At 60.7% G+C, this 17,779-nt stretch carries 15 protein-coding genes and 1 pseudogene; 2 read left to right on the top strand and 14 right to left on the bottom strand.

Annotation, left to right across the window (positions count from 1 at the left end; genetic code table 11):
- Nucleotides 1–20: 20 nt before the first annotated feature.
- The 7 genes from L972_RS10905 to acs all read right to left on the bottom strand — a co-directional run bounded on the left by L972_RS10905 (nucleotide 21) and on the right by acs (nucleotide 7,994).
- Nucleotides 21–1,451, bottom strand: a complete 1,431-nt coding sequence (locus L972_RS10905; protein ID WP_047438160.1) for a PTS transporter subunit EIIC — start codon at nucleotides 1,449–1,451, stop codon at nucleotides 21–23.
- A 96-nt stretch (nucleotides 1,452–1,547) separates the two neighbouring features.
- A complete protein-coding gene (gene panF / locus L972_RS10900) occupies nucleotides 1,548–2,999 on the bottom strand; it encodes a sodium/pantothenate symporter (RefSeq protein WP_047438159.1) in 1,452 nt (483 codons plus the stop codon).
- Complete coding sequence (locus L972_RS10895; RefSeq protein ID WP_047438157.1) at nucleotides 2,989–3,252, bottom strand: YhdT family protein; 264 nt, start codon at nucleotides 3,250–3,252, stop codon at nucleotides 2,989–2,991. The genes panF and L972_RS10895 overlap by 11 nt, the downstream gene beginning before the upstream one ends.
- A gap of 206 nt (nucleotides 3,253–3,458) precedes the next feature.
- A complete protein-coding gene (accC, locus tag L972_RS10890; RefSeq protein WP_005338910.1) occupies nucleotides 3,459–4,799 on the bottom strand; it encodes an acetyl-CoA carboxylase biotin carboxylase subunit in 1,341 nt (446 codons plus the stop codon).
- 15 nt (nucleotides 4,800–4,814) lie between these two features.
- On the bottom strand, nucleotides 4,815–5,273 hold the full coding sequence (gene accB / locus L972_RS10885; protein WP_005338908.1) for an acetyl-CoA carboxylase biotin carboxyl carrier protein: 459 nt from the start codon (nucleotides 5,271–5,273) through the stop codon (nucleotides 4,815–4,817).
- 36 nt (nucleotides 5,274–5,309) lie between these two features.
- Complete coding sequence (gene aroQ / locus L972_RS10880) at nucleotides 5,310–5,759, bottom strand: type II 3-dehydroquinate dehydratase (protein ID WP_005338907.1); 450 nt, start codon at nucleotides 5,757–5,759, stop codon at nucleotides 5,310–5,312.
- Between the two features lie 288 nt (nucleotides 5,760–6,047).
- The gene (acs, locus tag L972_RS10875; RefSeq protein ID WP_047438155.1) at nucleotides 6,048–7,994 is read right to left on the bottom strand and encodes an acetate--CoA ligase; all 1,947 of its coding nucleotides are present in this window, start codon (nucleotides 7,992–7,994) and stop codon (nucleotides 6,048–6,050) included.
- A 167-nt stretch (nucleotides 7,995–8,161) separates the two neighbouring features.
- On the opposite strand from acs, the gene L972_RS10870 reads away from it, so the two are divergent.
- The gene (locus L972_RS10870) at nucleotides 8,162–8,443 is read left to right on the top strand and encodes a hypothetical protein (protein WP_225315392.1); all 282 of its coding nucleotides are present in this window, start codon (nucleotides 8,162–8,164) and stop codon (nucleotides 8,441–8,443) included.
- A 57-nt stretch (nucleotides 8,444–8,500) separates the two neighbouring features.
- On the opposite strand, the gene L972_RS10865 is transcribed toward L972_RS10870, so the two are convergent.
- The 5 genes from L972_RS10865 to torC all read right to left on the bottom strand — a co-directional run bounded on the left by L972_RS10865 (nucleotide 8,501) and on the right by torC (nucleotide 15,930).
- Nucleotides 8,501–10,945, bottom strand: coding sequence for a sensor domain-containing protein (locus L972_RS10865; RefSeq protein WP_047438153.1), 2,445 nt, complete (start codon nucleotides 10,943–10,945; stop codon nucleotides 8,501–8,503).
- 155 nt (nucleotides 10,946–11,100) lie between these two features.
- Nucleotides 11,101–11,469, bottom strand: coding sequence for a hypothetical protein (locus L972_RS10860; RefSeq protein ID WP_042080620.1), 369 nt, complete (start codon nucleotides 11,467–11,469; stop codon nucleotides 11,101–11,103).
- A 7-nt stretch (nucleotides 11,470–11,476) separates the two neighbouring features.
- Nucleotides 11,477–12,145: a molecular chaperone TorD gene (torD, locus tag L972_RS10855; protein ID WP_005358423.1), complete on the bottom strand. Its 669-nt coding sequence runs from the start codon at nucleotides 12,143–12,145 to the stop codon at nucleotides 11,477–11,479.
- Nucleotides 12,146–12,243: 98 nt separating this feature from the next.
- Nucleotides 12,244–14,736: a trimethylamine-N-oxide reductase TorA gene (gene torA / locus L972_RS10850; protein ID WP_047438151.1), complete on the bottom strand. Its 2,493-nt coding sequence runs from the start codon at nucleotides 14,734–14,736 to the stop codon at nucleotides 12,244–12,246.
- A 27-nt stretch (nucleotides 14,737–14,763) separates the two neighbouring features.
- The gene (gene torC, locus L972_RS10845; RefSeq protein WP_081990720.1) at nucleotides 14,764–15,930 is read right to left on the bottom strand and encodes a pentaheme c-type cytochrome TorC; all 1,167 of its coding nucleotides are present in this window, start codon (nucleotides 15,928–15,930) and stop codon (nucleotides 14,764–14,766) included.
- A gap of 145 nt (nucleotides 15,931–16,075) precedes the next feature.
- Between torC and torR the strand changes: the two genes are divergently transcribed.
- The gene (torR, locus tag L972_RS10840) at nucleotides 16,076–16,789 is read left to right on the top strand and encodes a two-component system response regulator TorR (RefSeq protein ID WP_047438147.1); all 714 of its coding nucleotides are present in this window, start codon (nucleotides 16,076–16,078) and stop codon (nucleotides 16,787–16,789) included.
- Between the two features lie 36 nt (nucleotides 16,790–16,825).
- Here torR and L972_RS10835 read toward each other — a convergent pair whose 3' ends face one another.
- Both L972_RS10835 and L972_RS10830 read right to left on the bottom strand, forming a co-directional pair.
- Nucleotides 16,826–17,230: a GFA family protein gene (locus L972_RS10835; RefSeq protein WP_047438145.1), complete on the bottom strand. Its 405-nt coding sequence runs from the start codon at nucleotides 17,228–17,230 to the stop codon at nucleotides 16,826–16,828.
- Between the two features lie 37 nt (nucleotides 17,231–17,267).
- A pseudogene (locus L972_RS10830) lies at nucleotides 17,268–17,779 on the bottom strand (TMAO reductase system periplasmic protein TorT); the annotation flags it as partial.

Below are 17,779 nucleotides of genomic sequence, written 5' to 3'. Positions count from 1 at the left end.
CGCCTGCCGTTTGCCTGAGGCTACCAGCCGCTCTGGCTGGCCGACTCCTGATTGGGCTTGAGGCCGATGGGCACGGACTGGCGTTCGGCCATCATGCGGATCTGCCCCTCTATCAGGTTGGCGCTGGGGCCCAGCACCAGCACCAGTTGATGATCGTTGAGCTGGATCCAGGAGAGGCAACCGAGCTCGAGAAAGCGGGACTGATCCACCAACTCGATGTCGCGCACCCGCAGGCTGAGGCGGGTCAGGCAGACGCTCATGGCCTGCAGGTTGTCCATGCCTCCCAGCACCTTGAGGTACTGGATCGCCAACATCTGGGGATCGGAGGGGGCCACGCTCGCCAGCCGTGAGTGTTCCCTGGCGATGGGTTTGCTCGGCATGCTGAGGGGGGAGCGTTCCAGCAACTGGTAAAACAGCAGGGTATAGGCGACGAAGAACAGGATGCCGACCGGGATCAGCCAGAAGCTGTGTTCGCCCGTCTGATAGCTCAGCACCAGATCCAGCAGGCCGGCGGAGAAGTAACTACCCACCTTGATGCCGAGGCTGCTGCATACCGCCAGCGACAGCCCGGTCATCAGGGCGTGGGCCAGAAACAGCCAGGGGGCGGTGAAGGCAAACAGAAACTCGATGGGCTCGGTGATCCCCACCAGCGCCGAGGTGAGCGCCAGGGTGAGCAGCAGGCCACCCTGCGGCAGCCGCCGCATCCGCTGGCGATGGAGCCAGATGGCGAAACAGGCACCCGGCAGACCGAACATGATGATGGGATAGAGCCCCGCCACATACCCTTCGTGCAACGGCTGGGCACTGGCCAGTGCTTGCAGGTTGCTCTCGCCAAGGCCGATGACGCTGCCCAGCACCTGATGCAGGCCGAGCGGGATCAGCAGCCGGTTGAGGGTGCCGTAACAGAAGGCCCCGAGTGGCGTGGTGAGCAGCTCGGAGGTGAGCAGGGTGAGGCCACGTTCCAGCGGTGGCCACAAGAGTGACAGTGGCAGGGCGATAAGCAGGCAGGTCAGCGCCGAGCAGAGCAGGCTGGGGAATTCACCCCGGGCGAAGCGAAGCCAGCCAGGCCGTGTTTGTTGCTGACGGACCCAGGGATAGATGATGGCGGTGGTCAGCCCCGCCAGCAGGCCGCAGATCATGTCTGCATGAAGATTCGGGGCCAGGGTGTTGAAGGCGGTGCTGAGCAGCAGGAAGTTGACCGCCCCGGCCAGTGCCTGGGTGCCTTCCCCCTGCCGGCTCAGGCCAAAGGCGATGGCCACTGCGTAGATGAGTGGCATCTGGCTGAAGATCGCCTGACCGGTGAGGGAGAGCACGGCCATGTCCAGCGCATCGGGTTGCCCGAGTCGATAGACCAGGGCCGCCACCGGCAAGATGGAGACGGGCAGCAGCAGGGCATAGCCAAGCCGCTGCAGGGCTTGGGTAACGACTTGTCGGGTGTCTTTTACGGGCATACGACGCCATTATTTTGTGACTCGGCGCACAGTTTACCCGTAAAACACCCATTTGGGGATAGTTTCGGAACCCCTAATTCATTTTTTACTCAATTTTTACTCGAACAACTCCCGCACTTCCCGTGAGGGAGGAGCACTGAGCAGGCTCACGACCACGAAGGCGAACAAACCGAGAGTCAGGCTGGGCACGATGGCGTGCAGGCCAGCCAGCTTGATCCCCCACTGGCTCAGGATGCCGTAGCACAGAATGCCGCAGAGCATGCTGGCCAGGGCGCCGCGACCGTTGGCCCGCGGCCAGTAGAGGCCGAGCACCAGGGGCCAGAGGAATACCGCCTGCAGGCCGCCGAAGGCGAGCAGGTTGAGCCAGATGATCATCTCCGGGGGCTGGAGCGCCGCCAGCAGTACCAGAGTGCCGAGGATCAGGGTGCAGAGCAGGGAGAGGCGGGGAATGCGCACCTCCAGCTTCTCCTGCTTCGGATTGAGATAGTTGAGGTAGAGATCTTTCACCAGGGTGGCCGAAGCCTGGATCAGCTGGGAGTCGATGGTCGACATGATGGCCGCCATGGGCGCCGCCAGGAAGACCCCGGCCAGCCAGGGGGGCAGCACCTCCATCATGAGAGAGGGCATGATCTTGTCCGGACTATCCATGCCGGGCAGGATAGCGCGGCCGAGGGCCCCGGCCAGGTGCATGCCGAACATCAAGAGGGCGCTCACCACTGTGCCGATCAGGATGCCGCGATGAAGCGCCTTGCTGTCGCGATAGCCAAAGCAGCGCAGGGCCGAGTGGGGCAGCCCCACGACCCCGATGCAGACCAGGATCCAGAAGCTCAGCATGAAGGGCTGGGTCAGCATGTCGCCGGCCCCCTGCGGGCTCACCAGCTTGGGGTCGATCTCCCTGAGCTGGTGGATAAGGTTCGGCAGGCCGTTACCGGCAATCAAAATCCCCGCCAGCAAGGCGCCGGTGCCGATCAGCATGATGATCCCCTGCAGGGCATCAGTCATCACCACGGCGCGGAAGCCGCCGATGATGGTGTAGAGCAGCACACAGCTGGCAAACAGCATCAACCCCTGCTGGTAGGAGAGGCCGGTCGCGGTCTCCAGCAGGCGGGCGCCGCCGATAAACTGCACCACCATGGTCGCGATAAAGGCGAGGATGATAGTAATGGAGCCGAGGATCACCACCGCCTTGCTCTGGTAGCGGGCCCACAGCATGTCGTTGATGGTCACCGCATTGACCCGGCGGGCGATGATGGCGAACTTCTTGCCCAGTACCCCCAGGGTCAGCCAGACGGTGGGCAGCTGGATCATCGCCAGCAACACCCAGCCCAGACCGATCTTGTAGGCCGCGCCCGGCCCGCCGATAAAGGAGGAGGCCGAGGTGTAGGTAGCCACTAGCGTCATCGCCAGCACCAGCCCGCCCATGCTGCGGTTGCCGATGAAGTACTCCTGCACGAAGTTGCCTTCGGCGCGATGGCGGCTGGCCCAGAAACCCACCCCCAGCACCAGCACCAGATAGATGACGAGCGGCAGCATCAGCTCAAGATTCATGGGATGACTCCTTGCCGGAAGGGGAGTGGGTATCGAGGGGGATCTCCACAAACAGCCGGTTCACCATCAGGGCGCAGAGCAGAATGAACAGCAGCGGCATCACCATGCAGCTGAGCAGGAACCACAGTGGCAGCCCCCACAACTCCAGCTGGGGCGGGATAAAATAGGCGGTGCCATACCAGGCAAAGAAGTAGAACAGGGTCAGCAGCAGGCAGAAAGCTGCTTCCCGGCGGGCGAGAGCAAAACGGTTCACCTTGGCCTCCGACAAATTTGAGGGGCGCAAGGATAACAAAAAAGGGCCATGTCGCCATGGCCCTTTTTCAGCAGAGGCTCCTTGCGGAGCAGACTTCCACCGGAAGTCCGGTCTCTATCAGTGATCCTACAGACCCAACTTCTTGTGCAGATAGTGGGCGTTGGTACTGCCACCGTGCAATGTCATCGGGTCTCTATCAGCGATCCTTACAGACCCAACTTCTTGTGCAGATAGTGGATATTGGTGCCACCGTGCTGGAAGTTTTCGTCTTTCATGATCTCTTTTTGCAACGGTACGTTGGTCTTGATCCCTTCCACCACCAGCTCGTCCAGCGCATGGCGCATGCGGGCGATGGCAATGTCACGATTCTCGCCGTAGCAGATCAGCTTGCCAATCATCGAATCGTAGTGGGGCGGTACCTTGTAACCGGCATAAATGTGGGAGTCCCAACGCACGCCCAGACCACCCGGCGCGTGGAAGCGCTGCACCAGACCCGGAGAGGGCATGAAGGTGGCCGGATCTTCGGCGTTGATCCGGCACTCGATGGCATGGCCACGGATGCGGATATCCTGCTGGGTGATCGACAGGGGCTGGCCGGCGGCGATGCGCAGCTGCTCCTTGATGAGATCGATACCTGTGACCATCTCGGTGACCGGATGCTCAACCTGAATACGGGTGTTCATTTCGATGAAATAGAACTCGCCGTTCTCGTACAGGAACTCGAAAGTACCCGCACCGCGGTAGCCGATCTCGATACAGGCGCGCACACAGCGCTCACCGATGAACTTGCGCATTTCAGCGGTGATGCCGGGTGCCGGCGCCTCTTCCACCACTTTCTGGTGGCGACGCTGCATGGAGCAGTCACGCTCGCCCAGATAGAGGGCGTTGCCCTGGCCGTCTGCCAACACCTGAATTTCGATGTGGCGCGGGTTCTCCAGGTATTTCTCCATGTAGACCATGTCGTTCTTGAAGAACTGGCCTGCTTCGGATTTGGTCAGGGCGATGGCGCCTGCCAGTTCCGCTTCATTGCGCACCACGCGCATACCGCGACCACCACCGCCACCGGCGGCCTTGATGATCACCGGATAGCCGATGCGCTTGGCAATGGCAGCGTTGTGCTTGGCGTCGTTATCGACGGGGCCGTCAGAGCCCGGTACACACGGTACGCCCGCTTTCTTCATCGCTTCGATGGCGGAGACCTTGTCACCCATCAGGCGAATGGTCTCGGCGCGCGGGCCGATGAAGATGAAGCCGGATTTTTCGACCACTTCGGCGAAATCGGCGTTCTCGGAGAGGAAGCCGTAACCCGGGTGGATGGCCACGGCACCGGTTACCTCGGCGGCGGCGATGATGGCCGGGACGTTGAGGTAGGATTCAGTACTGGCCGGTCTGCCGATACAGATGGATTCGTCGGCCAGCAGCACATGTTTGAGCTCCCGGTCGGCGGTGGAGTGAACGGCCACTGTCTTGATCCCGAGCTCTTTACAGGCGCGCAGGATCCGCAGGGCAATTTCACCGCGGTTGGCGATGACTACTTTGTCCAACATGGGTGGCGATTTCCCTTATTCGATGATGAACAGCGGCTCGTCAAATTCGACGGCCTGACCATTTTCAACCAGGATCGCTTTGATCACACCGGCCTTGTCAGACTCGATTTGGTTCATCATTTTCATGGCTTCGACGATGCACAGGGTGTCGCCGACATTGACTTGCTGACCCACTTCCGCGAACGGCTTGGCATCCGGGCTGGAGGAGCGGTAGAAGGAGCCAACCATCGGGGAGCGCATCAGGTGACCGCTCGGGGCCGCATCTGCGGCCGGTGCGGCGGCAACCGGCGCGGCAGCGGCAGGTGCGGCAACCGGAGCGGCTTGCTGCATCATCATCTGCGGCATGGCGGTGGTCACCTGACCGGAGAAGTTGCGGCTGATGCGAACGGACTCTTCACCTTCGGAGATCTCCAGTTCGGCGATGCCGGACTCTTCAACCAGTTCAATCAGCTTCTTGATTTTGCGGATATCCATTAGCATTCTCTTTCTTCTTTATCTGATCAGTGATTATCAAGCCGCGCGCAGATGGTGCACGGCCGCGGTTAAAGCGAATTGGTAGCCATCGGCCCCCAGACCACAAATGACCCCTTTAGCGACATCAGACAGATAGGAGTGATGACGAAACGGCTCCCTGGCATGGACATTTGACAGGTGAACCTCGATAAAAGGGATGGCAACGCCCAGCAGCGCATCGCGAATGGCGACGCTGGTGTGGGTGAAGGCGGCCGGATTGATGATGATAAAATCCACCTGGCCCATGGCCTGATGGATGCGGCCGACCAACTCATGTTCGGCATTGGATTGCAGATGTTCCAGAGTGACACCGAGTTCGCTGGCGTTAAGCTTCAGATCGGCGACGATCTCATCAAGCGTCTTGCTGCCGTAGATACCCGGTTCCCGTTTGCCCAGCAGATTCAGGTTTGGTCCGTTGAGCAGGAGAATGCGGTGATTTTGCGACATATTGAGTACATCCTCGATGATAATGCTGCTATCTATCAGCTATCTTGTGGACTACCAGAAATCTAGCCATTTTCTGCGCAAATCGGTGTGCCCTGGCACACAGATTTCGCAATTATATTGATTTCGTGAAAATTAGCAGCATTTTACTGGTCTAATCTCTACATCTGCCTATTTGTTGAGCTATTTCGCCCTTGGTGCGAGGTTCCGGTGACGCAGGCTGTTTGCACCGTCCCGAAAACAACAAAGCCGGCACAAGGCCGGCTTTGTCGAGCTACAAACGAAGCGGGATCAGGCAGCTTCCGACTTCTCGCGAATGAGTTTGTCTACCACCCCCGGATCCGCCAGGGTGGAGATATCCCCCAAACTGTCGGTCTCGCCGGTGGCGATCTTGCGCAAGATGCGGCGCATGATCTTGCCGGAACGGGTCTTCGGCAACCCCTCCGCCCAGTGAATGACATCCGGCGTGGCGATGGCACCGATCTCCTTGCGCACCCACTCCTTCACCTCTTTGTGCAGCTCACGGCTCGGCTCTTCCCCGGCGATCAGGGTGACATAGGCATAGATACCCTGCCCCTTGATCTCGTGGGGCACCCCCACCACCGCCGCTTCAGCGATCTTGGGATGGGCCACCAGCGCCGATTCAATTTCGGCGGTACCCATGCGGTGGCCGGAGACGTTCAGTACATCATCCACCCGTCCGGTGATCCAGTAGTAGCCATCCTCGTCGCGACGGGCACCGTCGCCGGTGAAGTAGCGGCCCGGGAAGGTGGAGAAGTAGGTCTGCTCAAAGCGCTCATGATCGCCGAATACGGTGCGCATCTGGCCCGGCCAGGAGTCGGTGATCACCAGATTGCCCTCGGTGGCGCCCTCCAGCGGCTCGCCCATGTTGTCCACCAGCGCCGGTTGCACCCCGAAGAAGGGACGAGTCGCCGAGCCCGGTTTCAGGTCGGTGACGCCGGGCAGCGGCGTAATCAGGATGCCGCCGGTCTCGGTCTGCCACCAGGTATCGACAATGGGGCAGCGCTCATCGCCAATGGTGCGGTAGTACCACTCCCAGGCTTCAGGGTTGATGGGTTCACCCACCGAGCCCATGATGCGCAGGCTCTGGCGCGAGGTGCCGGTGACCGCATCGTTGCCTTTGGCCATCAGGGCGCGGATGGCGGTTGGGGCGGTATAGAGGATGGTGACCTGGTGCTTGTCCACCACCTGACTCATGCGGTTGGTCGCCGGGTAGTTGGGCACCCCTTCGAACATGATGGTGGTGGCGCCGTTGGCAAGCGGGCCGTAGACCAGATAGGAGTGACCGGTAACCCAGCCCACATCGGCGGTACACCAGTAGATATCCTCTTCGTGGTAGTCGAACACATATTTGAAGGTGAGGGTGGCATAGACCAGATAGCCGCCAGTGGTGTGCAGCACCCCCTTGGGTTTGCCGGTGGAGCCGGAGGTATAGAGGATAAAGAGCGGATCTTCGGCGTTCATCGCCTCGGGCGGGCAGTCGCTGCTGATGGCGGCGGTCGCTTCATGCCACCAGATGTCGCGGTGGTTGTGCCAGGCGACATTGCCGCCGGTGCGCTTGAGCACGATCACCTTGTTGACCTGGGTTTCCGGGTTGGTGAGCGCTTCATCCACATTCTTCTTGAGCGGCACCGGACGGCCACCACGCAGCCCCTCGTCGGCGGTGATCACGATGCGCGAGCCCGAGTCGATGATGCGACCAGCCAGCGCTTCCGGCGAGAAGCCGCCGAAGACGATGCTGTGTACCGCGCCGATGCGGGTACAGGCCAACATGGCGATGGCGGCTTCGGGCACCATGGGCATGTAGAGGCAGACCACGTCGCCGCGGTGAACCCCTTGTGCTTTCAAGACGTTGGCAAACTTGCACACTTCGCTGTGCAACTCGCGGTAGGTGAGTTTGCGATCTTCGGCGGGGTTGTCCCCTTCCCAGATGATGGCGACCTTGTCACCCCGTTCGGCGAGATGGCGATCGAGACAGTTGGCCGAGACGTTGAGCTGGCCATCTTCAAACCATTTGATGGAGACATGGCCCGGATCGTAGGAGGTGTTCTTGACCTTGGTATAGGGTTTCATCCAGTCGAGAATTTTTCCCTGCTCTCCCCAGAAGGTATCGGGATCCTCGACGGAGGCCTGATACATGGCGGCGTAGTCGCCCTTGTCCAGCAGTGCATTGCTGCTGATGTGGGGTTTGACCGGGTAGACCTTGCTCTCGCTCATCACTCACTCCTTTGAATAGATCTTTTAATGGTTTCTTAACAACTTATACCTTTGGTTGCGGGGGGCAATTAGACTTTTGGATAGGCGGCAACAGTTGGTTACAGGACAAAGGGTGACAATTAATTGGTGGTTGAGTAAAAGGGGGCCGTGTCGATTAATTGGAGGTCATGATGTTTTCTCTGTTGCTCTGTGCATCCCTCTGGCAGTTTGATGCGCCAGTGCCCGCTGGCGAACCTCCGAAAGAGTTTGCGATCACCCATCAGGAGGCCTCACCCGCGCTGCGGGATCGGGTGGCCGATCAGCTTGGTCATGCATGGCAGGCCAAAGAGCCTGGTACCAGACTTACCTTCAGCGAGCCAGCCCCCCGTTATGCTGGCGAATCACCGCTGACGCGCATGCTTAATGATCGTGATGATGGTTGGGAATCCCGCTTGCAGATTGAGTGGTAATCCGGTCGGCAGCCAGGAGGCGGATGCCTCCCGGCTGGTGATGATGATTGCTTGCCGCTATGAGACATAGCGTTGATGCAGGCGATCTCCCATATGTTCGACATGCAGTGGTTTGCTGAACAGATAGCCCTGTCCTTCGCCGCAGTTGAGTGATTGCAAGAAGGCGTGTTGTGCCTTGGTTTCAATCCCTTCGGCGGTGACCTCCATATCCAGACTGTCGGCCAGATTGATGATGGTGCGGCAGAGCTCCCGACTGTTCTTGTCTTCCGGTAATGCCTGCACAAACGCCCGGTCGATCTTGATGCGATCGATCGGCAGGGTCTTGAGCAGACTCAGTGACGAGAAGCCGGTACCAAAGTCATCGATGGCAATCTGCACGCCGAGATTTTTCAGGCGGGTAAAGAGATCCAGACTCTGTTCGACCCGCTGGATGATGCTCTCCGTCACTTCGATCTCCAGCCGTTCTGGTGGAAATCCGGTCTCGGCCAGGATGGCGGCGACCCGTTCAACGTAGCCGGGGGAGCGCATCTCCCGCACTGAGACGTTGACTGACAAGCGAGGCACCGGCAGTCCGGCGGCCAGCCAGTTTTGTCCCTGCTCGCAGGCGTTGCGCATCACCCACTCCCCAATTTTCTCGATCAGGCCGCACTCCTCTGCCACCGGAATAAAACGGGTCGGCGCTATCATTCCCTCATTGGGATGCTGCCAGCGCAGCAGGGCCTCCAGTCCACTCAGGTGGCCGTTGGCCAGATTGGTCATGGGTTGATAGAAGATGCAGAGCTGTTCGAGCTCCAGGGCCTTGAGCAGACCCTGCTCAATCTGCATCCGCTCGCGGGCTCGAGCCGCCATGCAGGGGGTATAGAACTGGAATCCGTTGCGCCCCTGACTTTTCGCCTCGTACATGGCGCTGTCGGCGGCGCTGACCAGGGTTTCCGGGCTGTCTGCATGATCGGGATAGATGGCGATACCGATACTTGCCGAGATTGCCACCAGCTCATGGGCCAGCTCAACCGGTTCACGCAACACGGTCAGCAGGGTATTGGCCAGGGTTGCCAGCTCGTCAGGCTCCTCCAGATAGGGGATCAGCACCAGAAACTCGTCTCCCCCGAGGCGGGTCGCCAGATCGTTGTGTTGCAGGCAGCCGCGGATCCGCTCTGCCAGCCGCTTGAGCAGCTCATCGCCAACTCCGTGGCCCAGGCTGTCGTTGATCAGCTTGAAGCCATCCAGATCGATAAAGAGCAGCCCCAACCGTTTGCGATTGAGCTGCGCGGTTTTCAGCTCAAGGGCCAGCCGCTCCTGCAACAGATGGCGATTGCCCAGTTCGGTCAGGGGGTCGTGATAGGCAAGGTGATTCAGCTCGGCCTCCACCTTGCGAATGGCGCTGATGTCGGAAAGGGCGATCACATAGTGAGTGGTGTTGTTGAAGTTGTCATAGACAGCACTGATCTGCTGCCAGGAGGAGAAGTAGCTGCCATCCTTGCGCAGACAAACCATCTCGCCATGCCAGGCGTTGTTGCCGGGGCGCAGGTGATACCAGGGATAGTCGAGGTCGGTGTAGCGCCTGGGATGCATGATGATATCCGGGGTGCGGCCTATCACCTCCTCGGCATTGTATTGGGTCAGCATGGTGAAGGCCGGGTTGACAGACAGAATATGGTGCTCGCTGTCGAGGATGATGATCCCCTCGGCAGTGGTATCGAATACCACGTTGGCCTGATGGAGTCGCTCCTCCTGACGGCGGCGGGCGGTGGCATTGTGAATGACTCCCATGACCCGGTGGCCGACCGACTCGGTGGCGGGGACATGGTCGGCATGAATATCGACCCAGTGGCGCTCGTTGAGAGCGGTGAGGTAGCTCAGGGTGAGATGGATGGGGTCATGACTTTGCAGGGCGGCCTTGAGCTGGCTGCCGGATTCCGGTTCAAAACAGTCGACGAACGCTTGCAGCCCGCCGTGGAATTGGTTGGCTTCGATACCCAGCAGCGGCTCAATCTGGCCGTCGAACAGTAATCTGTCCTCCGCCACGTGCCACTCCCAAACCCCGATTTGGGCCGCTCGCATTGCCAGTTGCAGCCGTTGTTCGGTTTCGTATTGCTCGGTGATGTCCCGTACGATGGCGAGGATGCCGTTCAGCTCTCCCTTCTCATCACGCATCGGGCTGTAGGTGGCCTGAAAGCGGCGTGAGCTGCTGTCGTACGCCGCGGTTTGGCCCGTGATGGCGATATCCACGTAGGGCATGCCGCTGCGCATGATCTGCTGAAACATGGGCTCCAGGGTCGGGGCCAGTTTGGGAACCACCTCTCTGAGGTGCTTGCCCTGATGCTCCTCGATGCTCTTGCCATTGATGTCGGCCAGCACCTGATTGACTTTACGGTAGCGAAATTCGCAGTCAAAGACGCCGATGCCCAGAGGGGCATTATCCATCAGCTGTTCCAGGACGGTGTGATCTGACAGCTGGGTCAACATTGCCTCGGTGTCGGCGTTGAAAAGCTTCCCATCCATGATGACCTCGGCATTGATTGTTTTATCACTTGCATCAGTTGTCAGTATGGCACGAACTGTTTGGCCGGGAGTCAAGCGGAGTTATCTGGTTGTTTTGACGGCAAGAATAGGCAGAAAAACCTGATAAAAAGGATGGAAAAAAGGGGGGCGAGTGGTTATCCCTTCTGGCGACCAAACGCCTGAATACCGCGCACAAATACCAGCCAGCCGAGCAGGTGGAACGGGAGGGCGAGTAGGTAGAGCAGCAGGAAGTGCGACTCGCTGCCACTGCTGTTGATGAAGTCGATCCATGCGGCCAGCAGCGCCAGCATGCCGGCGATCTGGAAGCGGCGGCGCAACACCACCTCGACGCCGAGATTGGCAAGGTAGAGGGTGAGCAGGATGCCGGCAAAGCCGGTGAGCTGGGCGGTGCCGTAGAGCTCGCGATCCGGGTTGAACAGCAGCGCAATCAGGGGAGTAATGCCCTGATCCAGCGGGATCAGGGCCAGCAGCCAGCATGCAATCAGAAGCAGGGCTGTCTTCATCGCGGCCTCAGTCGGCAGACGGTGCCGGTTTGACCAGAGAGAGGTAGTTGGCATCCATCTTGAGGAAGACCCCCAGCAGACGGGCACTGGCGCCGTAAAAGCCAAACCGGTCGGCGGCGCGACAGGCGCTTTCGAACTTGTCAAACCAGCCCAGCAGATGACCGTGCAGCAGTGCTTCCTGCTCGTCGAGCCAGCGTTCCCGCTCGGCCGCGCTCTTGGCTTCCGCCGCACGGATGATGAGATTGCCCATCAGATCCAGCTCGATGGCCAGATGGTCGGCCGGCTCTTTGTATTTGTCGCTGACATTGATGCCGAGGCGATCGAGGCGGGCCTGCATCTCGGCCATCGGGGCCTGCATCAGCAGCTTGGCATCGCCACGATAGAGCGATTCGTAGGGCAGGGCGCCCTGTTTGGGATCCACCAGAAACAGGCCGGCGAAGTCGGCGGCCAGTTCCAGCTGGCGATCCGGGCGCACCAGCAGGCGGGCGATGGCATCGTTGAGCTCGGCCACGGCTTCGCGCATCGGATCCAGGGTGGAGAGGCTTTTCAGAAAGCTTCGCACATCATAGGTGTCATATTCGGCGATCTGCTCATCACTGAGTTCGGCGGCGAACAGGGTGGAGAACCACCAGTAGAGTTCGGCCCGGCGTTCGCTGGTAGCCATAAATTCCTGCATTTTTCCTCCGTGGATGGCAATCGGGAGCCTTGATGGCTCCCGATTCTAACGACTTTAAAAATAAAGGAAACTCAAGGGGGGGCTTTCGTCCCCTCGGGTCAGAGTGCCGGGAACATGGGGTCGATGCCCTTGGCCGATTCCGGCGCGCCGAAGGCAGTGACTGCCGGTGCCTGTCCATGGAACTTCTCGATCTCCACCAGCGCGGTATGGGCCGTGGTGGCCTGCGCCAGGCTGGAGGAGCCGATGTCGGCGGTCAGCACGTTGGGATCGCCGTAGGTACAGAGAGTCCCTACCTTGCCGCCCTCTTGCGGGCCATACCAGGCCCCTTCCTGAATGCGCACCACGCCGGGGGCGTAATCATCGCTCACCACCAGACCAGCCAATACCTGACCGCGGCCGTTGAACACCCGCACCAGATCGCCGTCCTTGAGGCCGCGGGATTTGGCATCCTGCGGATTCATGTAGACAGGCTCGCGACCCTGCACCGTGTAGGTGGCTCGGTAGTTGTCGGAGGAGCAGAGCTGGCTGTGCAGCCGCTTGTCCGGGTGGCAGGATTGCAAGTGCAGCGGGTACTGTTTGCTGCCCGGCCCGCCGTGAGAGCGCTCGTAGGGCTCGATCCAGACCGGATGGCCTGGACAGTCCCCATAGCCGTAGTCGGCGATGGTCTTGGAGTAGATCTCGATAAGGCCAGACGGGGTACCCAATGGTTCCAGATCCGGCTCCTGACGGAACGACTCGTGGCGCACCCAGGGTTGGCCCGCCGGGAAGGTGACGAAGCCTTCGCCGTGCCAGAACTGGCTGAAACGGGGCAGACGGATGCCGATGCCGCGACCCTGCAGGCGGGCATCGTCATAGATGCTCTGGATCCACTCCAGCTTGCTCTTGCCACCGGTGAACTCGGCCTCGCGACCGAAGCGACGGCAGAGATCAGCGAAGATGTCGTAGTCATCCCGCGCCTCGAACAGCGGCTCTACCACCTTGTACATGGCCAGAATGCCCGCGTTGGAGTGGGAGCCCCACTGCTCTATGTCGTCCCGCTCATAAGTGGTGGTGGCGGGCAGCACGATATCGGCGAAGCGGCAGCTGGCGGTCCACTGGTGATCGATGCTGACCACGGTTTCCAGCTTGCGCCAGGCGGCGACCATCTTGTTGCGATCCTGCTGGTGGTGGAACGGGTTGTTGCCGCAGAACACCGCCATCTTCATATGGGGGTAGGTGATGGTCTGGCCGTTGAAGGCGATCTGCTTGCCCGGATTGAGGATGCAGTCGACGAAACGGGCCACCGGAATGTACTTGGAGTAGCCCTTCCAGTCGCCGTCATGGAGTGGTTTAACGCCGGGGATGACCGAGCTGAAACCGGACATAATGGGGCCGCTGGAGGTGATGGTGCCCGCTCCGTTGTAGTGCCAGCCAAAGCCGTAACCGCCCCCCGGCAGGCCGATCTGGCCAATCATCGAGGCCAGTACCACCAGCATCCAGGCGTACTGCTCGCCGTGGTGCATGCGCTGTACACACCAGCCGCCGATAAGCTGGGTGCGGCCGCTGCTCATGGCGCGGGCCAGCTCGCGGATGGTCTCGGCAGGGACGCCACAGATGGCCGCGGCCCACTCGGCATCCTTCACCTGACCATCGCTGGTGCCCAGCAGGTAGGGCAGGAACTTGTCAAAGCCGGTGGTGTAGTTCTTCAGGAACGCCTCGTCGTGGCGCTTCTCGCTGTAGAGGGTGTGGGCGATGCCCAGCATCAGCGGCACGTCGGTTTGCGGATTCAGGGTCACCTGATCGCAATTGAGGTACTTCTGGGTCTTGGATTTGACCGGGTCGACACTGATCACCCGGATCTCGCCCTTGGCCACCTTCTCTTTCAGCTGTGCCCAGTAGTCGTAGACGCTGTGATCCGGCACCAGCCAGCCCACCTGCAGGTTCTTGATGGGATCGGAGCCCCAGATGACGATGGTCTTGCTGTGTTCCAGCACCAGCGGCCAGGAGGTCTGCTGCTCATACACCTCCATGGCGCCCGCCACGTGGGGCAGGATCACCTGGGCGGCACCGGTGGAGTAGTCACCGGCCTTGGCCAGATAGGTGCCGTGCAGGTTCATGGCGCGCCCCAGCATGGCGCCAGCGGAATGCAGCTTGCCCACCGACTGCCAGCCGGAGTGGCCGGCATAGAGGGCGCTCGGGCCATAGGTCTTCTGCACCCGCTCCAGCTCGTGATAGAAGAAGTCCAGCGCCTGGGACCAGGTGACCCGCACGAAGCGGTTTTGGCCGCGTTCGCTGGTGTCGGACTGGTGCCCCTTGCGCAGCCAGTCCAGCCGCACCATGGGGTAGCGGATGCGGGAGGGGTTGTAGACCACCTCACTCAAGGCCTTGAGCATGTCGGTGGGGTGCTTGTCATGCTCGAACGGCAGGGTCTCGACCCAGCGCCCATCGACCACCCGGGCACGGAAGGCGCCCCAGTGGGAGCCGGACTGCACCAGCTTGTCGCCAGACTCGGCGGCCATCACGGCACGACCGAGCAGGGAGGGGCCGATCAGGGCAGAGGCACCGCTGGCCAGCAAGCCACCCAGAAAACCACGACGGGAAATATTGATCATCTTGTTATTCCTCTTTCGAATCCGGACTTAGTGGCTGCCCTGACCACCGGTATCGGCGGCATGGTTTTGCAGGTATTTGAGCAGGGTGCGCTCCTCTTCCTTGCTCAGGCGATAGTAGGCAGACATCGCCTTGAGTCCCGAAATCCAGCCGTTGGCAGTGAAGTGAGCGGGATCCGGCGCGCCGTGGCAGGAGTTGCAGGTGGATTTGTACATCTCGCCAGCGTAATCCCAGATCGGCTTGAGCGAGGACTCAAAGCCCTTGCCATCGACCCAGGCCTGCACCTGAACCTGTTCCCACTTGATATGGGTGGCGTTGTCGGTCTCCTGTTTGAGCACTTTCTCGCTCGCTTTCAGTTCGTCACGGATGGTGGCGACGAAGACCCGCTTGCCCATGTATTCGCTCAGCACCCGGCCCTTGCCATCGCTCTCGCGCCACCCTTCGATGGTCACCTTGAGGCGATCGCCGCTGCGGTCTACGACGTCGATGCGGGAGGCGGGCAGCAGTTTGCCGACCGGGTCGCTGCTCTGTTCGCTGGCATAGAGATCTTTTTCACCCAGGTTGTAGAGGGTCTCGGCGGCTGGCGCCTCTTGCGCGTCGTTGACCAGGGTGGCGTAAGTGGCCCGGAAGCCCCCCGCCATGTTGGGCAGTTCGTGGGCGATGCCTTTGTGGCACTCGATGCAGTTCATGTTCTTCGCCGCCGCATCTTTCATCGCCAGCGCAGCCGCCGGGGACTGCTTGGCGTGATCCATGTTGTCGTAGCTGTGGCAGGACTTGCAGGTCTTGGAGTTCTGGCTGCTCATCCGTGCCCACACCTTCTCGGCCAGATGCAGGCGCCGGTCCTCGAACTTCTCCTGGGTGTCGATGCTGTGGCCTATGTACTCCTGATAGAGGTCGTTGGCCGCCTCCATCTTTCGGGCCACCTTGCCGACAAAGTCCTTCGGCTGGTGACAGTCGGTACAGACCGCCTGTACCCCTGAGGCATTCTTGAAGTGGATTGACTCCTTGTACTCCGGATAGACGGTGTCTTTCATGGAGTGGCAGGAGATACAGAATTCGAGGCTGCTGGTTTTCTCAAAGCCGTAGTGCAGGCCGACGGTGCCCGCGAGGGTGACGCCGACGCCCACCAGAAGCAGCGCCAGTACCGACCAGCGACGGCTGGGGGTGCGCAGGAAGTGCCACAGTTTTTTCATCATGCTCTCTCACATCACTTTTTTGATGGGAGCCATGATAGGGAGGCGTTGTGAACAGGGCTGCCGCCACAAATTAATGAAATAGGGGTATTTATGACAAAATGTGAATAGAATAATCCTCCCTTGTCGACCATCGTGAATCCTGCCCATGAGCTACCACATTCTGGTTGTTGAAGATGATGCGGTTACCCGCGAGAAGCTGACCGGCTATTTCGAGCGGGAGGGCTATCGGGTGACGGCGGTCGAAAACGGCCAGGAGATGCGCGCCGTGCTGGCGGAACAAACGGTCGATCTAGTGATGCTGGATATCAACCTGCCGGGGGAAGATGGTCTGCTGCTGACCCGTGAATTGCGGGCGCGCAGCACGGTGGGGATCATTCTGGTCACCGGCCGCAGCGATGCGGTGGACCGGATTGTCGGCCTCGAGATGGGGGCTGACGACTATGTCACCAAGCCGTTCGAGCTACGGGAGTTGCTGGTGCGGGTCAAGAATCTGCTGTGGCGGATCTCGCTGGCGGCCACCGCGCCGAGCGAGCCTGCGGTGGCTGACGATGCGGTGCGCTTCGGCCCTTGGCGTTTTGACATCCCCCGTCGCCAGCTCAGCAAGGACGGAGTGCCGGTGCGCCTGACCAAGGCTGAATATGAAGTGCTGGTGGCTTTTGTCGCCCATGCCGGGCGGGTGCTCAGTCGGGAGCGGATCCTGACCCTCATCAGCCATCGCGGCGATGGCCCGAGCGATCGCACCATAGATGTGTTGATCCGGCGGCTGCGCGGCAAGATGGAAGCGGATCCACGGGATCCCCAGCTGTTTGTCACCGTCCATGGTGAAGGCTATCTGTTTGCCGGCGAGATAGCCTCCTGACCCCGTTGCGGTGGCCCTGGCCTGTTTGACCGGGTATCAGACCGGCGGGCGGGTATCAAATTGCGGGCAGTCGTCGCCAATCTGGTGCCAGGGCGCCTTGGAGCCGACAAAGATGTGAAACGCGGGCCGCTGGCTTGGCACATCGTCCAGTATCCCCAACCGCAGATTGATCTTGCCGCTGCTGCTCTTCTGGCTGAACAGGCTGGAGCCGCAGTGACGACAGAAGGCGAGGGTGGTCTCTGCCGATTTCCGGTAGCGGCCGATGGCCTCTTCCCCCTTCACTATGGTGACCTTGTTGCCATCCAGTCCGCCGACCGAGGCATAATCTCCCCCTGAAAACTTGCGGCATTCGCTGCAGTGGCAGTTCCCCATATAGTCGAACTGATCCGGCAGGGTCAGGGCGACGGCGCCGCACAGGCAGCTGGCATGTAACTCTTTCATCTCTTCTCCTTGAGTGTGCTAATCGGATTTGGAACGGCTATTCGACCCGATAGACGGGGCGAAAAGCGCCCTCCGAGAGGGAATCGGCGGGGTCGGCCAGCGGTGCAGACAGCGTCAGAATGGGTGGCCCCATCACCCGCGGACACTGTTCGGCACTGGCATCAGGGTGTTGCAGCAGGCAGACCGCCTGAGCGACCGCAAGGCGCCCCTGCAGCCGCATCTGATCGCTGTTGGCGGCGAGGATCTTCCCCCGGCGGAGGCCTCGCTGTACCCCGTGGCTGAAGTAGGTGCTCAGCACCTGAGGCCTGTCGAGATGGTGCTGCGCCAGCTCGTTGACCGCCACTTCGGCGGCGATGGCGCCTCCCACCAGATAGTCGAGGTCGGGATAGCGGGCCAGCGTCTGCTGCACCAGCGTGCGCTGGATTTCCCGGCTGTTGTCGCCGCGCTCGGTGGTGACCAGCTTGATGGCGCTCCCCTTGATGGCATCGGCAAAGCCCGGCTCGACGAAGTTGTTGCCGCCGCTTGCCTGCGGGCCGGGGAAGAGGGCGA

It is taken from the genome of Aeromonas sp. ZOR0001, from assembly GCF_000801015.1.
Taxonomy (GTDB): domain Bacteria; phylum Pseudomonadota; class Gammaproteobacteria; order Enterobacterales; family Aeromonadaceae; genus Aeromonas; species Aeromonas veronii.
This window is presented reverse-complemented; position numbering and strand designations above follow the sequence as displayed.